This is a genomic window from Glycomyces xiaoerkulensis (assembly GCF_002798405.1).
GTDB classification, from domain to species: domain Bacteria; phylum Actinomycetota; class Actinomycetes; order Mycobacteriales; family Micromonosporaceae; genus Glycomyces; species Glycomyces xiaoerkulensis.
The window spans coordinates 130588-151093 of the sequence record NZ_PGGV01000038.1; the positions used below are offsets into that span (position 1 = coordinate 130588).

Annotated in this window: 17 protein-coding genes; 10 read left to right on the plus strand and 7 right to left on the minus strand. The window is 71.1% G+C overall.

Going from position 1 to position 20506, the window contains the following annotated elements; genetic code table 11:
* The first annotated feature begins 14 nt into the window (after positions 1–14).
* From CUT39_RS19260 to CUT39_RS19290, 7 genes are all read left to right on the plus strand, one after another.
* Complete coding sequence (locus tag CUT39_RS19260; protein ID WP_232805830.1) at positions 15–2660, plus strand: valine--tRNA ligase; 2646 nt, start codon at positions 15–17, stop codon at positions 2658–2660.
* 61 nt (positions 2661–2721) lie between these two features.
* Positions 2722–4059 carry a bifunctional folylpolyglutamate synthase/dihydrofolate synthase gene (locus CUT39_RS19265; protein WP_100449150.1) on the plus strand — a complete coding sequence of 446 codons (1338 nt, stop codon included), beginning with the start codon at positions 2722–2724 and terminating at the stop codon, positions 4057–4059.
* A complete protein-coding gene (locus CUT39_RS19270; RefSeq protein WP_100449082.1) occupies positions 4052–4417 on the plus strand; it encodes a DUF4233 domain-containing protein in 366 nt (121 codons plus the stop codon). Before CUT39_RS19265 ends, CUT39_RS19270 begins: the two co-directional genes overlap by 8 nt.
* A complete protein-coding gene (locus CUT39_RS19275) occupies positions 4414–4932 on the plus strand; it encodes a GNAT family N-acetyltransferase (protein ID WP_100449083.1) in 519 nt (172 codons plus the stop codon). Before CUT39_RS19270 ends, CUT39_RS19275 begins: the two co-directional genes overlap by 4 nt.
* Positions 4933–5092: 160 nt before the next feature.
* Positions 5093–6961 (plus strand): SCO2524 family protein, encoded by a 1869-nt coding sequence (locus tag CUT39_RS19280; RefSeq protein WP_232805835.1) that lies wholly within the window; start codon positions 5093–5095, stop codon positions 6959–6961.
* Positions 6962–6964: 3 nt separating this feature from the next.
* Positions 6965–7894 carry an SCO2523 family variant P-loop protein gene (locus CUT39_RS19285; protein ID WP_100449085.1) on the plus strand — a complete coding sequence of 310 codons (930 nt, stop codon included), beginning with the start codon at positions 6965–6967 and terminating at the stop codon, positions 7892–7894.
* 10 nt (positions 7895–7904) lie between these two features.
* Positions 7905–8903, plus strand: a complete 999-nt coding sequence (locus CUT39_RS19290; RefSeq protein ID WP_100449086.1) for an SCO2522 family protein — start codon at positions 7905–7907, stop codon at positions 8901–8903.
* A gap of 6 nt (positions 8904–8909) precedes the next feature.
* On the opposite strand, the gene CUT39_RS19295 is transcribed toward CUT39_RS19290, so the two are convergent.
* A complete protein-coding gene (locus tag CUT39_RS19295; protein ID WP_100449087.1) occupies positions 8910–9929 on the minus strand; it encodes an SCO2521 family protein in 1020 nt (339 codons plus the stop codon).
* Positions 9926–11269, minus strand: coding sequence for a VOC family protein (locus CUT39_RS21540; protein ID WP_157930843.1), 1344 nt, complete (start codon positions 11267–11269; stop codon positions 9926–9928). The genes CUT39_RS19295 and CUT39_RS21540 overlap by 4 nt, the downstream gene beginning before the upstream one ends.
* Positions 11270–11424: 155 nt before the next feature.
* Between CUT39_RS21540 and ndk the strand changes: the two genes are divergently transcribed.
* Positions 11425–11832, plus strand: a complete 408-nt coding sequence (gene ndk, locus CUT39_RS19305; RefSeq protein ID WP_100449089.1) for a nucleoside-diphosphate kinase — start codon at positions 11425–11427, stop codon at positions 11830–11832.
* Between the two features lie 72 nt (positions 11833–11904).
* Positions 11905–12267, plus strand: coding sequence for a tRNA-binding protein (locus tag CUT39_RS19310; RefSeq protein WP_100449151.1), 363 nt, complete (start codon positions 11905–11907; stop codon positions 12265–12267).
* Between the two features lie 16 nt (positions 12268–12283).
* Here the strand turns inward: CUT39_RS19310 and CUT39_RS19315 are convergent, their stop codons facing one another.
* The 5 genes from CUT39_RS19315 to CUT39_RS19335 all read right to left on the minus strand — a co-directional run bounded on the left by CUT39_RS19315 (position 12284) and on the right by CUT39_RS19335 (position 16819).
* Positions 12284–13087, minus strand: a complete 804-nt coding sequence (locus CUT39_RS19315; protein ID WP_100449090.1) for a hypothetical protein — start codon at positions 13085–13087, stop codon at positions 12284–12286.
* A gap of 39 nt (positions 13088–13126) precedes the next feature.
* Positions 13127–13705: a dihydrofolate reductase family protein gene (locus CUT39_RS19320; RefSeq protein ID WP_100449091.1), complete on the minus strand. Its 579-nt coding sequence runs from the start codon at positions 13703–13705 to the stop codon at positions 13127–13129.
* A 59-nt stretch (positions 13706–13764) separates the two neighbouring features.
* Positions 13765–14118 carry a hypothetical protein gene (locus tag CUT39_RS19325; RefSeq protein ID WP_100449092.1) on the minus strand — a complete coding sequence of 118 codons (354 nt, stop codon included), beginning with the start codon at positions 14116–14118 and terminating at the stop codon, positions 13765–13767.
* Positions 14115–14588 (minus strand): hypothetical protein, encoded by a 474-nt coding sequence (locus tag CUT39_RS19330; protein ID WP_100449093.1) that lies wholly within the window; start codon positions 14586–14588, stop codon positions 14115–14117. The genes CUT39_RS19325 and CUT39_RS19330 overlap by 4 nt, the downstream gene beginning before the upstream one ends.
* A 104-nt stretch (positions 14589–14692) precedes the next feature.
* Positions 14693–16819 (minus strand): anthranilate synthase component I, encoded by a 2127-nt coding sequence (locus tag CUT39_RS19335; protein WP_100449094.1) that lies wholly within the window; start codon positions 16817–16819, stop codon positions 14693–14695.
* 437 nt (positions 16820–17256) lie between these two features.
* Between CUT39_RS19335 and ileS the strand changes: the two genes are divergently transcribed.
* On the plus strand, positions 17257–20403 hold the full coding sequence (gene ileS, locus CUT39_RS19345; protein WP_100449096.1) for an isoleucine--tRNA ligase: 3147 nt from the start codon (positions 17257–17259) through the stop codon (positions 20401–20403).
* Positions 20404–20506: the final 103 nt, after the last annotated feature.

Here is a 20506-nt window from a genome sequence, read left to right on the forward strand (position 1 = left end):
TTACACTGGAGGGCGTGAAAGAAGCAGCGAAGCAGCCACCGATCCGAGAGACCCGCCTGTCGAAGACGTACGCGCCCGCCGAGGTAGAGGCGCGCCGCTACGCCGAGTGGGTAGCCGACGGCCGCTTCGCCGCCGCCGACGACTCCGATCGCGACCCCTACTGCATCGTGATCCCGCCGCCGAACGTGACCGGCCAGCTCCACTTGGGGCACGCGCTCAACCACACGCTCATCGATGCGATGGTGCGCCGCGAGCGCATGCGCGGCAAGGAGGCCCTGTTCCTGCCGGGCACCGACCACGCCGGCATCTCCACCCAGAACGTGGTCGAGCGCCAGCTCGCCGACCATGACGGGCTGTCCCGCCACGACCTGGGCCGCGAGCCGTTCGTGGACCGGGTGTGGGATTGGAAGGCCACCTACCACGAGCGCATCGTCGCGCAGATGAAGAAGATCGGCGACGGCGTCGACTGGGACCGGGAGCGGTTCACCCTCGACGACGGCCTGTCCGAGGCCGTGCAGACGATCTTCAAGCGCCTCTACGACGACGGCATGATCTACCGGGCCGAGCGCATCATCAACTGGTGCCCCAGGTGCATGACCGCGCTGTCGGAGATCGAGGTGGAGCACCAGGACGACGCCGGCGAACTGGTCTCGATGCGGTACGGCGAGGGCGAGGACTCCATCGTGGTCGCCACGACCCGGTTGGAGACGATGCTCGGCGACACCGCCGTGGCCGTGCACCCCGACGACGAGCGCTACGCGCACCTGATCGGCAAGGCCGTGGAGCTGCCGTTCACCGGGCGGCACATCCCGGTCGTCGCCGACGAGCACGTCGACCCCGAGTTCGGGAGCGGCGCGGTCAAGGTGACCCCGGCGCACGACCCGAACGACTTCGCGATCGGGCAGCGTCATGAGCTGGACGCTCCGCTGATCATGGACGAGCGCGGCGTGATCACCGCGCACGGGCCGTTCGAGGGGCTCGACCGCTTCGAAGCGAGGAGCGCCATCGCCGCCGCGCTCCGGTCCGAGGGCCGGATCGTCTCCGAGCGGCGGCCGTACATGCACGCGGTCGGGCACTGCGACCGCTGCGACACCGTGGTGGAGCCCCGCCTGTCGAAGCAGTGGTTCGTCAAGGTCGAGCACCTCGCGAAGCTCTCGGCCGACGCCGTCCGGGACGGGCGGACCAGGATCCATCCGCCCGAGATGGAGAAGCGCTACTTCTCCTGGGTGGACAACCTGCTCGACTGGTGCATCTCGCGCCAGTTGTGGTGGGGCCACCGCATCCCGATCTGGTACGGCCCCGACGGCGACCAGGTGTGCGTGGGACCGGGCGAGACCCCGCCCGAGGGCTACGTCCAGGACCCCGACGTGCTCGACACGTGGTTCTCCTCGGCGCTGTGGCCGTTCTCGACGCTCGGCTGGCCCGCCCGGACGCCCGCCCTGGAGAAGTTCTATCCGACCGCGTCGCTCATCACCGGCCAGGACATCATCTTCTTCTGGGTGGTGCGCATGATGATGTTCGGGACCTACGCGATGGGCGAGGCCCCGTTCAAAGAGGTCTACCTGCACGGCCTCATCCGCGACAAGGACGGCAGGAAGATGTCGAAGTCGGCCGGCAACGGCATCGACCCGCTCGAGGTGGTCGACACCTACGGGGCCGACGCGCTGCGGTTCATGCTCGCCCGGGACGCCCAGCCCGGCAGCGACAACACCGCCTCGATCGAGCTGGCCGAGATCAGCCGGAACTTCTGCAACAAGCTGTGGAACGGCACCAGGTTCGCGCTCATGAGCGGCGCCACCGTCGCGGGCGACCTCCCCGCGGAGCCGACGCTGATCGACCGGTGGATCCTCTCGCGGCTGGCCCAGACCGTCTCCACCGTCGACGCCTACCTCGAGGACTACGAGTTCGCCAAGGCCATCGACGCCCTCTACCACTTCGCGTGGGACGACCTCTTCGACTGGTACCTGGAACTGACCAAACCGGTCCTCGCCGAAGGAGGGCCCGCCGCCGACGGCACCCGCCGCGTCCTCGGGCACGTCTTCGACCACCTGCTGCGGCTGCTGCACCCGGTCATCCCGTTCGTGACCGAGGAGCTGTGGCTGGAACTGACCGGCGGCGAGGCCCGCGAGCAGGCACCGGCCGACCGCCCGGCCCCGTCCTTGACGGTGGCCGCCTGGCCCACCGCCGGCGCGGTCGACGAGGAGGCCGAGCGGCTCGTGGCCGACCTCCAGCACCTGGTGGTGGAGGTGCGCCGATTCCGCTCCGACCAGGGCGTCAAACCCAACCAGTCGGTGGCCGCCCGCATCGCCGGACTCGCCGACGCCCGACTGGCCGACCAGGAACCGCTCGTGCGCGCCTTCGCCAGGCTCGACGAGCCCGGCGACGATTTCGCGCCCACCGCCGAACTGGCCGTGTCCGACCGGGTCACGGTCGCGCTCGACACCTCGGGGACGATCGACGTGGCCGCCGAGCGGGCGCGCCTGCACAAGGCGCTTGGCACCGCCGAGAAGGAGCTCGAGACCACCGGCAAGAAGCTCGGCAACGAGGCGTTCCTCGCCAAGGCGCCCGACGAGGTGGTCGAGAAGATCCGCACCCGCCGGGCCGCGGCCGAGGCCGACATCGCCCGCATCAACGCGCAGCTCGAGCGCCTGGAAGGCTGACAGCGACGGCGCGCACGGCCTCACCGACGGGGAGGCCGTGCGCCGCAAGGGGGACGACAACTTGAACACCGAACTCGCGCAGGTCGAGGCCGCGCTGGAGGCCCGCGGATTCTCCCGCTGGGACTTCACGCTCGACCGCATCAAAGCGCTGCTGGACCTGATGGGCGACCCGCAGCGGTCGTTCCGCTCGATCCACATCACCGGCACCAACGGCAAGACCTCGACCACGAGGATGATCGAGCGGCTGATCCGGGGCCACGACCTCCGCACCGGCATGTTCACCTCGCCGCATCTGAACGACGTGACCGAGCGGATCTGCGTCGACGGCGAACCGATCGCCGCCGACCGTCTCGCCGCCGCCTACTACGAGATCGCGCCGCTGGCCGACCTCGTCGACGCCCGGTCCGAGGAGCCGCTGACCTACTTCGAGATGACCGTCGCGCTCGCCATGGCCGCGTTCGCCGACACCCCGATCGACGTCGGCGTCATCGAAGTCGGCCTCGGCGGCGAGACCGACTCCACCAACATCCTGGGCGCCGAGGTCGCCGTGGTCAGCCCGATCGCGGTCGACCACACCAAATGGCTGGGCGACACCCTGGAGGAGATCGCCGCGATGAAGGCCGGCATCGTCCACGACGGCGCCACCCTGGTGACCGCCGAGCAGGAGCGCTCGGCGATGGCGCCGCTGCTGCGCCGCGCGAAGGCCGTCGGAGCGAGCCTCGTGGCCGAAGGCCGCGGCTTCGAAGTGACCGCCCGCGAAGTCGCCGTCGGCGGACAACTGCTCACGATCGACACCAAGGCGGCCCGCTACGAGGACCTGTTCCTGCCGCTCCACGGCGTCTACCAGGCGCACAACGCCGCGCTGGCCCTCGCCGCCGCCGAGGTCCTGCTCGGCGCCGGCGAACCCAAGGCCCTCGACTCGCAGGTGGTCGGCGAGGCGTTCGCCGACTTCACCTCCCCGGGCCGGCTCGAAGTGGTCCGGACCGCCCCGACGGTCATCCTCGACGCCGCCCACAACCCGGCCGCCATGGAGTCCATGACGGCGGCCGTGGACGAGGAGTTCAACTTCCGCAAGCTCGTGGCGGTGATCGGCATGCTCGGCGACAAGGAGGTCGACCACATGCTCGAGCTGCTCGACCCGGTCGTCGACGAGGTCGTGGTGACGAAGTCGAGCTCGGACCGGGCCATGCCGGCGGCCACGCTCGGCAAGATCGCCCGCGAGACCCTCGGCGAGGAGCGGGTGACGGTCCTGCCCCACCTCGCCGACGCGATCGCCCGCGGCATCGAACTGGCCGAAGAGGCCGAGGACGTCTACGAGAGCGGCGGGGGCGTGCTGGTCACCGGATCGGTGTTCACCGTCGCCGACGCCCGCAGGCTCCTGGTGAAGCGCAGTGTCTGATCCCGCCGAATCCCGCTCCGGACTGCGGAACCCGGCCCGCGCCGCCCGGAGCCTGGCCGCGATCGCGATGGTCTTCGAAGCGCTCGCGCTGCTCATGGCGATCGTGCCGATGCGCATGCTCCTGGACGACGCGACCCTCGCGACCACCGCGATCCTGGTGCTCGTCGCCGCCTGCCTCCTCCTGGCCGCCACGGCCGGGCGCCCGTGGATCTGGCCGGCCGGAGGCGCCGTCCAAGCGGCCCTCATCGCCTGCTGGGCCTTCCACTGGTCCCTGGGAGCCGCCGGACTGGTCTTCGCCCTGGTGTGGGCCTACTGCTGGTACGTCAAGCACCAACTCGCCCGGCCCCCGAAGCGATGACCGTGCTGCGCACCGAGCGCCTCGTGCTGCGGCCGGTCACGACCGCCGACGTCGAGCCGCTCGTGGAGATCAACGCCGACACCGAGGTGATGCGGTACATCGGAAACGGGAGTCCGCGGACGCTCGCCGAAACCCGGACGGCCGTGGAGAAGATGACGCGGCACTGGGACGAGCAAGGGTGGGGGCCCTTCGTCGTCGGGCTCGCCGGTACCGGCGAGCCGATCGGTCTCGCCATCCTGGCGGTGCCCGGCTTCCTGCCGGAGATCCTGCCGGCGGTCGAGGTCGGTTGGCGCATCGGGCGGAACCGGTGGGGGCGCGGCTATGCGCCGGAGGCGGCGGCCGCGGTGATCCGGTTCGCCTTCGAGGAGCTCGGCATGGAGCGGCTCGTCTCCTGCGTCCACCGGGACAACACCGCGTCGGTGCGCGTGACCGAGAAGCTCGGCATGAGCCTGGAACGGGAGACGACCGTGCCGGACCTCGAGGTCCCCGTGAAGGTCTACGAGCTCCGGGCTTGAACGGGAGCGGGACTCCGGCCGCCGCGATCCGCCGGACTGTCAAGTAGCCGACAAAACACGTTCTGCCACATGCCTTGGGCGGCTTGTGATCTTGACTTCCTGGTGTAATAGTGGACAAGTCCCGACGGCACGGAACTCCCCGGCGGTGGTCCCTGTGAAGATGCAGCCTCGACAGCAACTGCTCGACATCTGGAAGGCCTCGATGGCCTACTGCCTCCGCGAAGTGGTCGAAGAGGACGGCCGCAGACACCGCCGCTGGCACTGGGGCGGCCGCATCGAATCCGACGCGGTCGGCGACGCCCAGCAACTCCTCTGCCTGCTGTACCCGCCGCAGGAACTGCCCGAACTGAGCTACGCCGACCCCGACGCCACCGGTGAGGCCGTCCTCGACGCCCTCGGAACGCTCGGCGACCCGGTCGAGATCCCCATCCGGGTCATGCGGATCATCAAGGACTACATGATCCGCCACTCCGACGACGACGGCGTCCCCGTCTACAGCGGCGGGTCGAACATGCACCGCGTCGACCGCTCCCGCGAGGCGGACCCCGAGCAGCGCGCCGTCGACGTCACCGAGGGCTTCGCGCTGGCCATCCCGCTGTCCATCGCCTCGCTGATCTTCCTGGCCGACTTCGCCCCCACCGCCGAACGGCTCGGCCGCCGCCCCCTCATCGAGGAGCGGCAGGAAGTCGAGGCAATGGTCCACAAGCGACTCTTGGGCGCCCTCATCGGCCTGCTGCGCTCCTTCTCCGTCGCCGCCTACGACGAGACCGACGAGGAGGGGCGCCGCCTGATCGACCTGATCAACGTCGACGGCCAGGCCCCCCGCAAGATCATCCGGCGCTTCCGCGACAACGCCTCCGAGATCATCGGCACCCTGCGCGACATCACCCTCGGATCCGGCGGCACCGCCGGCGTCGAAGCACCCACGAAGCTGTTCGAGATCGGATGGTCCTGGTCGGTCGTCGAGAAGGCCCCCGAGATCGGGTTCGTCTCCGACCAGGACGTCCAGCGCCCCGGCCGCGCCCAGGACGCCCCCTACCTCTACTTCACCGTCGTCGCCATCGAAGCGGTCGCGGGCCTGTTCTCTCCCCGCGTGATCCGCCGGAACCTCCTCAACGACGAGGAACAGCAACTCGCCCAGGCCCTCCAACTGCGCCTGGACGTCACCCGCCGCTACTGGGCCTCGGTCGCCTCCTTCGGGGGCGGCTCCAAGTGGCCGCTGGAGGACGTCCCCTGGCGCACCACCGACGGCCTGGAATACGACTACTACAGCCTCCTGGTCTGCGCGGTCGCCACCGACGCCTTCGGCACCGCCCGAGGCGACGACGACCTCATCCGACTCGGCCGGGTCCTGATCGAACTGGCCAACCGCGGCCGCATCACCCGCCGCGCGCTGGCGGGCGAGACGGCCATCGAGATGCATTTCCCCGGCGTGCCGTCCGAGTTGACCGGCATCGAGAAGATCGGCGGCCCGCCGATGCGCTGGAACATGGTCGACTTCGCCCCGCTGCTGCTCAAGCGCCTGATCCACGCCGCCAGCCTGCTGTCCACGATCGGGTCTCGAGCCGAACTGCTCGACGTCGCCGACCAGGTCTGGGACCACTTGGCCCGCCGGAGACTCCGTGACGGCGGCGCCGCCAACCTCTGGGACCAGCCGCACCAGGTCTACGGGGAGATCGAGCACTTCTTCAACGATCCGTCGTGGTTCTTCACCATCCGCGTGGTGGAGGCGATGGTGCTGGGCGCCCGGTTCGCCGCCTCCGACCCGGCCCGCTCCAGGGAGTTGGAGCGGCTCGCCCACGAACTGCTCCTGGAGGCCGAGCACATCTACGACCAGGAGCTGTTCCGCGGCTCCGGCGCGGCCGGACCGTCGCTCTCCCAGGAGATCCAAGCGGTGGGCATCACCATCCGCCACGCCAAGGACATCGTCGCCGAGCGCCCCGGCACGGCCTACTCGCTCGGGGTCCGGGCCCTGCTCGAACTCGACCGGCTGGTCTCGGCCGGCCGCGACGCCGAGACGGGGGTCTGACCCGTGCTGCTGTTCGCCACCTCCGACAAGGGCGGCACCGGCCGCTCGGTCACCTCCTGCAATCTCGCCTACCGCCGGGCCCTCCAGGGCGGCAACGTCTGCTACGTCGATTTCGACCTCGGTTCGCCCACCGCCGGCGCCATCTTCAACATCGACGAGATCGCCCACGGCACCGGGGGCAGCGGCGTTCACGACTACCTCCAGGGCCATGCCTCCGAACCAGAGGACTACTCGGCTTGGGCCGATTCCGACCACGAGCGGCTCGGCGTCCGCCCCGACGGCGCCGGCGATCTGGTGCTCTACCCCGACGACTCCGACGGCGGCGAGTTCCCCGGCGACGGCGGCGCCGTCGCCCGCTGCGTCGAGCTGTTCGTCCAACTCACCTCCCAGTTCGACCTGGTCATCGTCGACCTCAGCGCCGGACGCTCCCACGCCACGGAGATCGTGATGGCCGCCACCGGCCGACCCGAGCTGTCGGCCGTCCCGTGGCGGTGGATCGTGTTCCACCGCTGGACCAAGCAGCACGTCGTCGCCGCCCACAGCCTCGTCCACGGCGAACGCGGACTGCTCGAGACCGGCCGGGCCCGGCACCACAACCACGCCCGGCTGATGGCGTCGATCCGGTTCGTGCGGACCGCGGTGGTCAATCCCGACGGACCGGAGCTGGCCGGCCTCAAGTCCACGCAGGTCCGCTGGCTGCGCCGCATCGACGCCGACCTGCACCAGATGGCCGCCGGCCTGCGGATCGGCCGCATGAACCTGCTCGGCTCCATCCCGCTCGACCCGGTCCTGCAATGGCGCGAGCAGATCATCACCGACGCCGATACCACCACCCTCGACATCGCCGACCAGCGCACGGTCGACGCGTTCAACGACCTGGCCAAGAAGTCCTCCGAGGAGTCCTTCATGCCCGGCTTCGACGGGAGCGGATGAGAGGGCGGCCATGAGCTACAGCGAGTCCAGCGCCAGGCAGCGCACCGAGCGGTTCGGCATGTCCCACCTGTCGGTCGAGGTCGGCCACCTCCACGCCGACGACCTGGCGGCCCGCCCCGAAGCGCTGGCCGCCGAGATGGCCGACGCCGCCGCGTGGGTCCACGGCACCACCGAGGCCCTGTCCCGGCGTCTCGCCGGGCGCACGCCCCGCGTGAGCACCTGCTACCTGGTCGACGACTACTTCCACGACGATCTGCCGTCTCCGGAGAAGCTCATCACCGCGATGGGCGAGGCCGCCGCCGAGGCCGGGCTGCGGATCGATTACCTCGCGCGCGAGTCCGCGTGCGCCACGGCGGGCGACCTCGACCTGGCCGGCCTGGTCGCCGGCCGGATCGTGGTCGAACCGCCCCCCGGCGCCACCGGCTCGCGCCCGCCGGTGTCGGAGTCGGGCTGGCTGTGCAACGGCGTGCCCTCGCCCGCACCGAGCGGCATGGCCATGGGCAGCCCCGGAGCTTGGAGCCCGCCGAGCCAGAACTCGGCCCGGGAGCACTCGGTCTTCCTGGACGTCGAGCTGTGGAACGACACCGAGCAGGGCCGCCGCTGGTCGTGCCCGATGCTGGCGGCGGTCTGGCAGTTGCTTCGCCTCGGCGTGCTGCGCGACCGGGGCCGCCGCGTCGGCGTCCCGCGCCCGGCCGAGCAGGTCGTCCCGGCCGTGCGCAGCCACGAGCCGGGCGGCGCGTCCGGAGCGAACTTCCCCGAGCAGTGGCGGGACATGCCGCCGATCCTCCAGCTCAACCCCGACGCGTTCCCGTTCCCGGCCTACCGCACCGTCTCGGTGCTGGCGAACGACTTCATCGAGGTCGAGCACGCCGTGCGGGTCATCTGCTCGTCGGTCCGCCCCGATTCGGGCGCGGTCGAGGCGATCGCGCAGGCCGCTCAGCGCGAAGGGGTCACCCTGCCGGACGAGCTCGTCGACCGGCTGACCTACATCTTCCAAGGACCGATGTAGGGGCGCTCAGTATCCGTGGTCCTCGCGCTGCAGCAACTGCGGGTGCTGCTCCAGCAGCTCGAAGATCCTGCCGGCCAGGTCGGCCGCCCCGTAGTCGACCTGCGATCGCACCCGCTCGACCATGGTGGTCCACTGCCGGGTGAGGCCGGGCCGGTGCTCCAGGGAGTCCCACACGAACTGCAGGTCCCGCGCGAAGCGCGCGCCCGGCGCCCACAGGTGCAGCAGATGGTCCACCACCGGGCGCAGGATCCGCAGCGTGTGCCGGGAGTCCTCGCCGATCTTGGCCAGGGCGATCCGGGCCGCCACCGCCGTGAGCAGCCAATCGTGTACGGCCAGGTCCTCGCAGGCCGCCGCGATCCGCTCGGGGTCGACCGCGCCGGTGACGAGGCTCAGCCGCCGCCGGTCGGTGCCGACCAGCCGGAACGCCACGGCGTTGCGTGAACCGGGATCGGCGATCGCGGCCCAGCGCAGCCGGGTCGAACCGGTCTTGATCGGCGGGCGCATGTCGAAACGGCGCCCCGAGAGCACGTCGCGGATGGAATGCCGGGCGACCGCGGCGGTGTCGAGGAACGCCGTCCGGTCGCGGCGGGTGTCGGCCCGCAGGAATCCCTCGGCCAGGCGGTGGGCCTCGAGCTTCCCGATCGGGAACACGGAGCCGGGCCGGGCCAGGTAGTAGGACCACGGCATCCGGCGCGGGCGGTCCTGAGCCTCCACCGCGGCCCACGACGAGCCCTGCAACAGATGCCCCCCGGTGAGGGCCGCGCGGGAGCAGACCGTGCCCACCGCCCGCACCGCACCGTTGTCGCCGTCGGCGTCGGTGTGCCGCTTGCCCGGCTTCGGGCCCAGGGGCAGCTTGCAGTCCACGCCGTGCAGCAACGTCGGCGAGGCGGTGTGCGGCACCGGCCGCGACCACTGCGTGACGCCCTCGCCCACCGCCAGCGCCAGGGCCGCTCCCGCCTCCTCGGACGTGAGCGGGCGCGAATGGGGCAGCAGCGCGGTGTGGATCTCGCCGAGGACCAGCATCATTCCCTCTCGCGGTGCTCGGTGATGGCCAGGCCGTGCCCGTCGGGGTCCTGGAAGGCCGCCGCGCGCAGCTCGTAGTTCCGACCCAGCAGCGCGGTGCGCGGCAGGTGCATGAATTCCACGCCCGCGGAGTTCATCTTCGCGAACGCCGTGTCGATGTCGCCGACCTCGAAGGTCAGGTGCATGACGCCGGTCTCGCCGGGCGGGGCGTCGGGCCGCTCCCACAGCAGGACCTTGCCGAATCCGGCGTCGAGGACGGCGGCCTCGTCGGTGCGGTCGGCGATGGTCAGCCCGAGCGCGTCGGTGTAGAACGCCACCGACCGCTGGAGGTCGGCGACGATGAGGGTCGCGGCCACGTCGGTGACCTCGGCGTGGCCCAGCCCGGTCTCGGACAGCAGCAGCTCGGAAAGGTCGTCGGGGACGGCCGGGTGCTCGGGCGCCCGGCGGGGCCGGGGCGGGGCCGGAATGCGGGCCTCGGGCGCCTCGGCGTCCGGCTCGGCCTCGGGACGCTCAGGTGCTTCGGCCACAATGGTCGGCGCCGCGGCGGCCTCGGCCGCAGGCGGCTCGGGCCGCGGCTGCTCGGGCTCTGCGGGTTCGTTCGGCGGGGCCGCTTGCGCGGCAGGGGGATCGTGTCTCGGGGGTTCCTGCCGGGGCGGCTCGGGCCGGGGCGGCGCTGCGGCCGGCGGCGGCTCGGGGTCGGCGGGTTCGAACAGGTCGTCCAGCGCCCCCGTCTCCGGCGGCGCCTCCGCGCCGGTCCCGGGCCGCGGCGGGTCGTCCTCGACGATCAGGTCCTCCAGGCGGTGCTCGCCGATCAGCGGCGGCGCGGGCACCGGCTCGGGGAAGCGGCGCGCCGAGTATTCGACGGTGACGAACGCGATGAATCCCGCCAGGCACAGGAACGCCAGGACGCCGATGCCGACGTGCTGAGCGCCGAGCGCCATCGAGGTGAAGAAAGCCGTGAGGATCAGTAAAGTGATCGCGCCGACCGCGTGCGAGGTGCGCCAGCGCAGCCGCCGGTCGCCGTTGAGGATCGTGCCGATCGCGTCGCCGCCGGCGGCGTGATGCTGGTTGGAGTGGAGCTGATTCATCGCCACCCGGTTGGCGGCCCACCAGCGGGCCTCCCGCTGCCGGCGCTGCTGGTCGAGCAGGATGCGCTGCTGTCGCTGCTGCTCCTGGTTCGCCTTGGCGGCCGACTGCTTCCCCTTGGCGCCCTTCGGCGGCGGGGCCGCCTTCCGGGCGCCTCCCTTGGACCCGCCTTTGGAGGCGGCGCCGCCCTTGCCGCCCGACTTCGGAGCCTTCGCCGCCGCTTTGGGCGCCGGCCGCGGGGGTTGTCTCGGGGGCATCTGCGACACCTCATCCACACCTGGGAAACCGGGTTTCTACGAGAATGCTACGTGCCTCGGGCGAGGGGTACAACATCGCTTAGGATGGCACCCGCGGCCCCGCCTGCGGTGCCGCACATCGCGCTGAAATCCGACAGTAATCCGAAGGAGCGACCGTGGCCGAACAGCACACGCTCGTGTTGATCAAACCCGACGCCGTCGAGCGCGGACTCATCGGCGAGGTCCTCGCCCGGTTGGAGCGCAAGGGCCTGCGCATCGAGCGAATGGAACTGCGCACCATGGGCTCCGACCTCGCCGACGCCCACTACAGCGAGCACGTGGAGAAGCCGTTCTACCCCGGGCTCAAGGAATTCATGACCTCCGGAACCCTGGTCGCCCTGATAGTCGCCGGAGACGAGGCGATCCCGGTGGTGCGCGACCTGGCGGGCGCGACCGACGGCCGCAAGGCCGCTCCCGGCACGATCCGCGGTGACTACTCGGCGTCGGTCCAGCGGAACCTCGTCCACGCCTCGGACTCCGAGGAGTCGGCCAAGCGCGAGATCGACCTCTGGTTCGGCGCCTGACCCACGCGCTCACCGCGGTCGGCGCCGAAATGCGCGTGCGGTCCGCGGCCGGGCGGCGGTACCTTGTCCGGCATGGCATCCACACCGCAACCCGCCGGCGCGCAGATCGGCGTCGACGACTTCTTCCGCGCCGACATCCGCGCCGGACGCATCACGCGTGCCGAGGTCTTCGCGGGGGCCCGCAAGCCCGCCTTCAAGCTGTGGATCGATTTCGGCGAGCAGGGGGAGCGCAAATCCAGCGCCCAGGTCACCGCGCGGTACACCGCCGAGGAGCTGGTCGGCCGCACGGTCGTGGCCGTGACGAACTTCCCGCCCCGGCAGATCGCCGACTTCATGTCGGAGGTGCTGGTGCTCGGCGTCCCCGTGCCGGGCACCGACGAGGTCGTGCTCCTGTCCCCGGACGCCGATGTGCCGCCGGGGGCGCGGGTCTCCTGAGGGCACCGCCCGGCCGCTAGGGCAGGAACGTGTTGTGCCGGAAGGTCGTGGCCAGCAGTGCCTCGACCGCCGGCTCGAAGCGCTGCGTGCCCGACTCGGGCACCGCCGCGACCCCGAGGAAGATCCCGTCCTGGCCGGGGTCGACCAGCAGCAGTGCCACGTCCTCGTAGGTGTCGGGGGAGTTCTCGAGCGAGTCCCAGGTGACCCGGGTTTCGAGCAGCACCGCCGGGTGGGAGTCGACGACGGTGTCGGTGAGCTCCGGCTCGGACCTGGCTACGCCGGTGGCGCTGCTGTACGGGTAGTCGAACACCCAGGTGTCGACGATCTCGGTGGCGGTGCCGTGCAGGTCCTCGGGATCGGCCTCGAGCGCGAACTCGCCCAGCCGACCGACCATCATGTACGAGATCCAGGTGTCGGTGTGCGACACCGACAGCGCGTGGGCGTCCTCGGCCAGCAGCTCGTCGGCGCCGGGTCCGCGGTACTGGGTCCAACCGTCCGGGGGGACCGGTGTGAGCGCCCCGAGCGAGCGCACCCCCAGGCGGTCGTCGGGGATCTCCATCTCCTGCGGTTCGAGGCCCTGGCTGGGGCCTGCTCCGCACTCGGCGCCCCGGCAGTCGTCGGCGGCCTCGCCGCCCGAATCGCCGCCGCCGGTGAACAGCGCCGCCAACCCGGCTGCGACCAGCGCCAGCGCGGCCACGACCACGATGGCCACCAGGCCGCCGCGCCCGCCGGCATCCGGCGGAGGCTCGGCCGGGACCGGCTCGGTCGGCGGCCGGTCCCACTGGAGGCGGTCGGTCCGCGATCCCGAAGGGGTGCTCATGAGACCGATGCTAACCGTGCGCGGCCGGCCGCCGCCGCGTCAGGCGGGCTTGACCCGGTACTTGAGCACCGCGAACCCCCCGGCGGCCCTGGCCTCGACCAGGTCGAGCCGGTCGGACAGGATCCGCCGCGGCAGCAGCGGCGCGCCGCCGCCGAGGTAGACCGGGGCGAGGCTCATGTGGATCTCGTCGAGGTGCCCGGCGTCGTGGAACTGGCCCACCAGGTCGCCGCCGCCGAGGATCCACCGGTTCTTCTCGCCCGCGGCCTCGGCCATCTCGGCGTGGACGGCGGCGACGTCGCCGGAGGCGAACCTGAGGTCCGCGCCGGGCACCGCCGGGAGGTCGCGGTGGGTGAACACCCACGTGGGCTGCGGGTACGGCCACTTCTCGGGCCGGTCGAGCAGCTTCTCGTAGTCGAGGATCCACTCGTAGGTGGTCGCACCCATGCAGACGGCGCCGACGCCCTCCATGAAGCGGTCGAACTCCTCCAGCGGGCCCTCTTCGGCCGCGGGGTCGTCAGGGTGGCCGCCCTCGACGCCGAAGAGCCAGTCCAGGGAGCCGTCCGAGTCGGCGATGAAACCGTCGATGCTGGTCGCGGTGTAGTAGATCGTTTTCGCCATGATCCACACCCAACCACGGCCCACCGACACGCCGAGCGGGAAACCGCGGTTCCCGCCTGTCAGTCGGTTGCTTTCGGGTGCCCGGTTCCGGCGTAGGTCAGCCAAACGGTCCAGGACTCGTCGTCGATGAGGTACCAGAGCCGACCGCCGCCGGTAACTTCGTACTGCCAGCGCTCGCATTCACCGCCCTTCCAGGTTCCCAGCCCCAGCGAGCCCTTGAGCCGGTGCTGCCGTGTCGGATTGGTGCGTGAGCGGTGATCGGTGCGCAGTTCTTCCCAAGCCCGGCGCAGGTTTCCGGGGGCCTGACGTTCCAGCTCCTCCCAGCCTTTGACGGCGGCCGAGTCGGCGAACCGCAGGTCGAATTCTCGATCGGTCGGCGGCGGCGCAACGCGGTCGCCTCGTTTGGGACTCATGCGGCCGAATCAGGGGCCGGAATCGGACCCAGGTCTCCTTCGGGCTCGGCTGCGACACGCGCGTACAGGTCGGAGTCCGCGTAGATCTCGGCCGAATGGCGCCACTGCTCCAGCAGGACCGCCATCGGGGTCAGGTTCCGGAGCGAGGCCGATCCTTGGGCCACCTCGATGATCTCGTCGAGCAACTGATCACGGTCCTCGTCGGGGAGGAACGCAGACCACGGTAGTGCCTCCGGAAGCACCTGCTTGAGCGCTTGCACTTCTCCTAGCCGGGCCAGACCGGCCAGCAGTCGGGAGGTGAAGTCGATGACCGTCGCATCCTGTTCGGCCTGATCGGCCCGGGACAATGACAGGTCATCACCGCCTCTCCGGCGAAGTGTGATGGTGCGCAGCGTGTCAAGGCGGGCTGCGGTCGCCGCCGGATGATGCAGGAGCTCGGAGAACGGGAGCTCTACGGGTTGTGCCGACATACTTCCACACTACCGTGGAAGTATGTCGGCGCGCCAGCGCCGGAAAGCGATCGTGCGCTCCAGCCACCCGTCGGAGCACCTCGGTCACCCTGAACCGGTCCGGTTCAGGACGCCAGACGCAGCAGGTTGCCGATGATGCGGTGGCCGTGGGCCCCGGCGGCGGTCAGGATCGACTCGGGGTGGAACTGCACCCCGAACCAGCGCCGCCGCGGCGCCTCGATCGACATCACCACGTCGTCGATCGCGGACGTGGGGGTGAAATCGCCCTTGACCTGGTCGGCGGTGGCGTACAGCGAGTGGTAGCGCGCGGCGGTCACCTCGTCGGGGAGCCCGTCGAACAGACCGCCGCCGAGGACCTTCACGCTCCCCGGCTTGCCGTGGCTCGGCTCGGCCAGCAGCGACAGCTCGCCGCCGGCGTGCTCGACCATCGCCTGCATCCCGAGGCAGACGCCGAAGGCCGGCAGGCCGCGCTCGGCGATCGCCTCCAGCAGCCCCGCCGTGCCGAAGTCCTCCGGCCGCCCGGGCCCGGGGGAGAGGACCACCAGATCCGGGTCCAGCTCGTCGAGCGTCGCGGCCGGATCGAAACCGAACCGCAGGGTCGTGACCTCGCAGCCGTGCTGCCGGAAGTAGTCGCCGAGGGTGTTCACGAAGGAGTCCTCGTGGTCGACCAGCAGCACCTTCCGGCCCGTCCCGGCCCGCCCGCCGGCGACCTCGATCGGCGCGGGCGTCGCCGCCGCGGCCCCGATGCCGCCCGACGCCGTCTCCAGCAGCGCCCGCGCCTTCAGGTGCGTCTCGGCCTCCTCGGCGTCCGGCTCCGAGTCGTACAGCAGCGTCGCCCCGGCCCGCACGCACGCCACGCCGTCGCGGACCTGCGCCGTCCGCAGCGTCAGCCCGGTGTTCATGGAGCCGTCGAGACCGATGAACCCGACCGCCCCGCCGTACCAGCGCCGCGGCGTCGTCTCCTGCTCCTCGATGAACCGCATCGCCCACGTCTTCGGCGCCCCGGTCACCGTCACCGACCACATGTGCGTCAGGAACGCGTCGAGCGCGTCCATCTCCTCGCGCAGCCGCCCCTCGACGTGGTCGACGGTGTGGATCAGCCGCGAATACAGCTCGATCTGCCGGCGCCCCAGCACCTTCACCGACCCCGGCTCGCACACCCGCGCCTTGTCGTTGCGGTCGACGTCGGTGCACATGGTCAGCTCCGACTCCTCCTTCGGGGAGCCGATCAGCTCCGCGATCTGGGAGGCGTCGTGCAGCGGGTCGTCACCGCGCGCGATCGTGCCCGAGATCGGACAGGTCTCCACCCGGTCGCCGCGGACCCGCACGAACATCTCCGGCGAGGCGCCCACCAGGTATTCGCCGTCGCCGAGGTTGAAGATGAACTCGTACGGCGCGGGGTTGGCCTCGCGCAGCCGCTCGTAGAACGCCGTCGGCGAATCGCACCGCGCGTACATCTCGTGGCCGGGCACGACCTCGAACAGGTTCCCGGCCTTGAACTCGTGCTTCGCCCGGCGCACCGTGTCGGCGTAGACCCCGGGCACCGGCCCCTCCGGCACCTCGGCGGCCGCCACGTAGTCCCGCTTCTCGGTCTCCCGGCCCAGATCGTCGGTGGTCCTGCCGCCGAATCCGAACTCGTAGCGGTAGACCTGCGCGGTCTCGCGCTTGCGGTCGACCACGTACACCTCGTCGGCCAGATGCAGCACCAGGTCCCGCTGCTCCGCCGGGCGCTCCTTGGCGAGCGCGATCGGCTCGAACTGGTAGGCCAGGTCGTACCCGAACGCGCCCCAGAATCCCAGGTACGGGTCGTCGCAGGACAGCGCCCCGACCAGCGCCCGCAGCGCGGTGAACGCGGTGGGCTGCTTGGACCGCTCCTCCTCCGGCACCCGGCCGGACGGCTCGGGCACCCGGATCCGCACGCGGTCGCCGTCGGCGGTCACGGTCCCGGCCCCGGACTCGCGCAGCGCCGGGCCGAGCGCCTCGACCAGCAGCGTGCCGCGCTCGTTGAGCGAGCGCACCTCGACGGTGCGGCCGCGGGCGACGACCTCGACCGGCGGGTCGGCGTAGGCCAGGTGGAAACGCGAATAGCGTCCCGGGTACTCCATGCCCGAGGACAGGACCCCGCCGCGGCGGGTCTCCACCCGCTCCACGACCTCGGTCAGATCCCCGTCGGCCAGGTCGTCGACGGTACGGCGGATCGTCACCCCGCAGGGCGTCTCAAACGTGCTCATTCGGCCTCGATCTCGTTCGGGCCCCGCGGCGGCCGACCCCGGATACGACGAAGCGACCGCCATCGAGGCGGTCGCTTGCTTGCTGCACGCAGGAGCAGTGGCGCCGCCTCAGCGACGCCACCACCAGGTGCGCGCGGAAAGTCTCACGCCGACGATCTTACACGTCCGAAGGGCGGGAGGAAATCCAGTACGGACGCCGCGGCCGGTAGCGCTACACTCGAGGCCAACAGCGCAGACCCGGCCATCACCGGCGAGCTTCCGGAAGAACCGGCCGCCAGGCCCCAGTAGAACCGGACGGGAGCGGCCCGTCATCGCCGCCGAATCGAGCGGGCGCGCCCTCGGCGCGCCAAGCGAGGTGGTACCGCGGACCCGGCAGGGTTCGTCCTCGCACACCAGTAGTCCGCAAGGTGTGATGAGGAGACGGAGACACCGAGCCCATGGCCTATCCACTCGACGACCCCGAACGGGGCGTACCGGCGAGCCCGAATCTGCCCGAGGTCGAGCGCCGCGTGCTCGACTTCTGGGCGAAGGACGACACCTTCGACGCCTCGATCGACTCCCGCCCCGCCGGCGAGAACGGCTCCAACGAGTTCGTCTTCTACGACGGCCCGCCGTTCGCCAACGGCCTGCCCCACTACGGGCACCTCCTCACCGGCTACGTCAAGGACATCGTCCCCCGCTACCAGACCATGCGCGGACGGCGCGTGGAGCGCCGCTTCGGCTGGGACACCCACGGGATGCCCGCCGAGGTCACCACCGAGCAGGAGCTCGGCCTGAAGTCCAAGGCCGACATCGAGGAGTACGGCGTCGGCGCCTTCAACGCCGCCGCCAGGGCCTCGGTCCTCCAGTTCACCGGCGAATGGGAGGAGTACGTCACCCGCCAGGCCCGCTGGGTCGACTTCCACAACGACTACAAGACGCTCGACACGGACTACATGGAGAGCGTCATGTGGGCCTTCAAGACCCTCTACGACAAGGGCCTGGTCTACGAGGGCTACCGGGTACTCTGGTACTGCTGGCGCTGCGAGACGCCGCTGGCGGCCACTGAGACCAAGATGGACGACACCTACCGGGCCCGCCAGGACCCGGCCGTCACCGTCGGCCTCGAGATCACCGGCGACACGCCACTGGCCGGATCGAAGCTGCTGGTGTGGACCACCACCCCCTGGACGCTGCCGTCGAACCTGGCCGCCGCCGTCCACCCCGAGGTCGACTACGCCGTGGTCGAGGTCGAGGGCCGCCGCTACCTGCTCGCCGAATCCCGCGTCGCCGCCTACGAGCGCGAACTCGGCGGCGAGCCCGCGGTCGTCTCCCGCCACCGGGGCGCCGAACTGATCGGGCTGTCCTACCGGCCGCCGTTCGACTTCTTCGCCGGCCGCACCAACGCCCACCAGGTGCTGTCGGCCGACTACGTCACCACCGACGACGGCACCGGCGTCGTCCACATCGCACCCGCCTTCGGTGAGGAGGACAAGGTCGTCACCGACGCGGCCGGGATCGAACCGGTCGTGCCGGTCGACTCCTCCGGCCGCTTCACCGAGGAGGTCCCCCCGTACGCGGGGATGCTCGTGTTCGACGCGAACCGGCAGATCATCAAGGACCTCAAGTCCACCGAGCGGCTGCTGCGCCACGACACCTACAACCACAACTACCCGCACTGCTGGCGCTGCGGATCGCCGCTGATCCAGCGGGCGGTGTCGGCGTGGTTCGTCAAGGTCACGCAGTTCCGCGACCGCATGGTCGAGCTCAACGACCGGATCGACTGGACCCCCTCGCACGTCAGAGACGGCCAGTTCGGCAAATGGCTGGAGGGCGCGCGCGACTGGAACATCAGCCGCAACCGCTTCTGGGGCGCCCCGATCCCGGTGTGGGTCTCCGACGACCCCGACCACCCCCGCGTCGACGTGTACGGCTCCCTCGCCGAGCTCGAACGCGACTTCGGCGCCCGAGTCACCGACCTGCACCGGCCCGGCATCGACGAGCTCACCCGGCCCAACCCGGACGACCCGACCGGGAAGTCCACCATGCGCCGCGTCCCCGAGGTCCTCGACTGCTGGTTCGAATCGGGCTCGATGCCGTTCGCCCAGGTGCACTACCCGTTCGAGAACACCGACTGGTTCGAGCACCACTACCCGGGCGACTTCATCGTCGAGTACACCGCGCAGACTCGCGGCTGGTTCTACACCCTGCACGTGCTCGCCACGGCCCTGTTCGACCGGCCCGCGTTCCGCACCGCCCTGGTGCACGGGACCCTGCTGGGCTCCGACGGCGCCAAGATGTCGAAGTCGCTGAACAACTACCCGGACATCCGGAAGTCGTTCGAGCAGTTCGGCTCCGACGCCATGCGGTGGTTCCTGGTCGCCTCCCCGGTGCTGCGCGGCGGCGACATGCCCGTGTCGGACACCGGCTTCCGCGACGCGGTCCGCCAGGTGGTGCTGCCGCTGTGGAACGTGTGGTACTTCTACACGCTCTACGCCGGGGCCTCGGGCTACGAGGCCGCCCCGGAGGCCGCCCGAGCGACGGCGCTGGCCAGCGGCCACCGGCTCGACCGGTACCTGCTGGCCAAGACCCGCGAGCTGGTCGAGACCGCGACCGAGGCGATGGACGACTACGACCTGACCGCCGCGACCGCCGCGTTCCGCTCCTACCTGGAGAGCCTCACCAATTGGTACGTGCGGCGCTCCCGCGACCGCTTCTGGGAGGGCGACGAGGCCGGATTCGCGACGCTCGCGACGGCGCTGAAGACCGCCTGCGAGGTGGCCGCGCCGCTGCTGCCGATGGTCACCGAGGACATCTGGCGGGGCCTTACCGGCGGCCGCTCGGTGCACCTGGCCGACTGGCCGGACGTCGCCGACCTGCCCGACGACCACGCGCTGGTCGAGGCGATGGACACCGTCCGCGAGGTCGCCTCGACGGGCCTGTTCATGCGCAAGGCCCGCAAGCTGCGGGTGCGGCTGCCGCTGGCCGGGCTGACCGTCGCCACCGCGCACGCCGAACGGCTCGAGCCGTTCGCCGACCTGCTCCGGGACGAGCTGAACGTGAAGTCCGTCGAGTTCGACTCGAACCTCGACGCCTACTGCAAGCTGGATCTGAAGCTGGTCCCGCGCGTGCTCGGCCCGCGCCTGGGCAAGGACGTCCAGCGGGTTATCAAGGCGGTCAAGGGCGGCGACTGGTCGTCCGAGGACGGCAGGGTCACCGCCGGCGGCGTGGAGCTGGAGGACGGCGAGTACGAGCTGACGCTCGTGCCGGTCGAGGCCGAGCGCACGCAGGCCCTCCCTGGGAACGCGGGGGTCCTGGTCCTGGACACCGAGGTCACGCCGGAGCTGGCCGCCGAGGGCACGGCCCGCGACGTGGTCCGGGTGATCCAGCAGGCCCGCAAGGACGCCGGTCTGGACGTCTCCGACCGGGTGGCGGTGACTCTCGACGTGGCCGAGGAGGTCCGGGCGGCCGTGGAGGCCCACCGGGCGTTCGTCGAGGGCGAGACCCTGGCGGTGGAGCTGGCCTTCGGCGAGCTCCCCGACGAGGCCACCGCCGGCGAGGCCGGCGAGGCCCAGACGGTCAAGGCCGCGGTTCGGAAACGCTGAGGGTGACCGGCTCCCCGGCAGGGGAGCCGGAACCTCCGGTGGCTTCGGCGTGTCGCCATGTCTTCAGATCGGTGGCGTGCTAGATGTACGGGATGTACAATCT

Excerpts from the sequence above, each read along its gene's own strand:
- CUT39_RS19280 (WP_232805835.1), top strand. The coding sequence starts at position 5,093 with ATGCAGCCTCGACAGCAACTGCTCGACATCTGGAAGGCCTCGATGGCC.
- CUT39_RS19310 (WP_100449151.1), top strand. The coding sequence starts at position 11,905 with ATGGCATCCACACCGCAACCCGCCGGCGCGCAGATCGGCGTCGACGAC.
- CUT39_RS19320 (WP_100449091.1), bottom strand. The coding sequence starts at position 13,705 with ATGGCGAAAACGATCTACTACACCGCGACCAGCATCGACGGTTTCATC.
- CUT39_RS19315 (WP_100449090.1), bottom strand. The coding sequence starts at position 13,087 with ATGAGCACCCCTTCGGGATCGCGGACCGACCGCCTCCAGTGGGACCGG.
- CUT39_RS19330 (WP_100449093.1), bottom strand. The coding sequence starts at position 14,588 with ATGTCGGCACAACCCGTAGAGCTCCCGTTCTCCGAGCTCCTGCATCAT.
- CUT39_RS21540 (WP_157930843.1), bottom strand. The coding sequence starts at position 11,269 with ATGCCCCCGAGACAACCCCCGCGGCCGGCGCCCAAAGCGGCGGCGAAG.
- CUT39_RS19290 (WP_100449086.1), top strand. The coding sequence starts at position 7,905 with ATGAGCTACAGCGAGTCCAGCGCCAGGCAGCGCACCGAGCGGTTCGGC.
- ileS (WP_100449096.1), top strand. The coding sequence starts at position 17,257 with ATGGCCTATCCACTCGACGACCCCGAACGGGGCGTACCGGCGAGCCCG.
- CUT39_RS19325 (WP_100449092.1), bottom strand. The coding sequence starts at position 14,118 with ATGAGTCCCAAACGAGGCGACCGCGTTGCGCCGCCGCCGACCGATCGA.
- CUT39_RS19295 (WP_100449087.1), bottom strand. The coding sequence starts at position 9,929 with ATGATGCTGGTCCTCGGCGAGATCCACACCGCGCTGCTGCCCCATTCG.
- CUT39_RS19335 (WP_100449094.1), bottom strand. The coding sequence starts at position 16,819 with ATGAGCACGTTTGAGACGCCCTGCGGGGTGACGATCCGCCGTACCGTC.
- CUT39_RS19275 (WP_100449083.1), top strand. The coding sequence starts at position 4,414 with ATGACCGTGCTGCGCACCGAGCGCCTCGTGCTGCGGCCGGTCACGACC.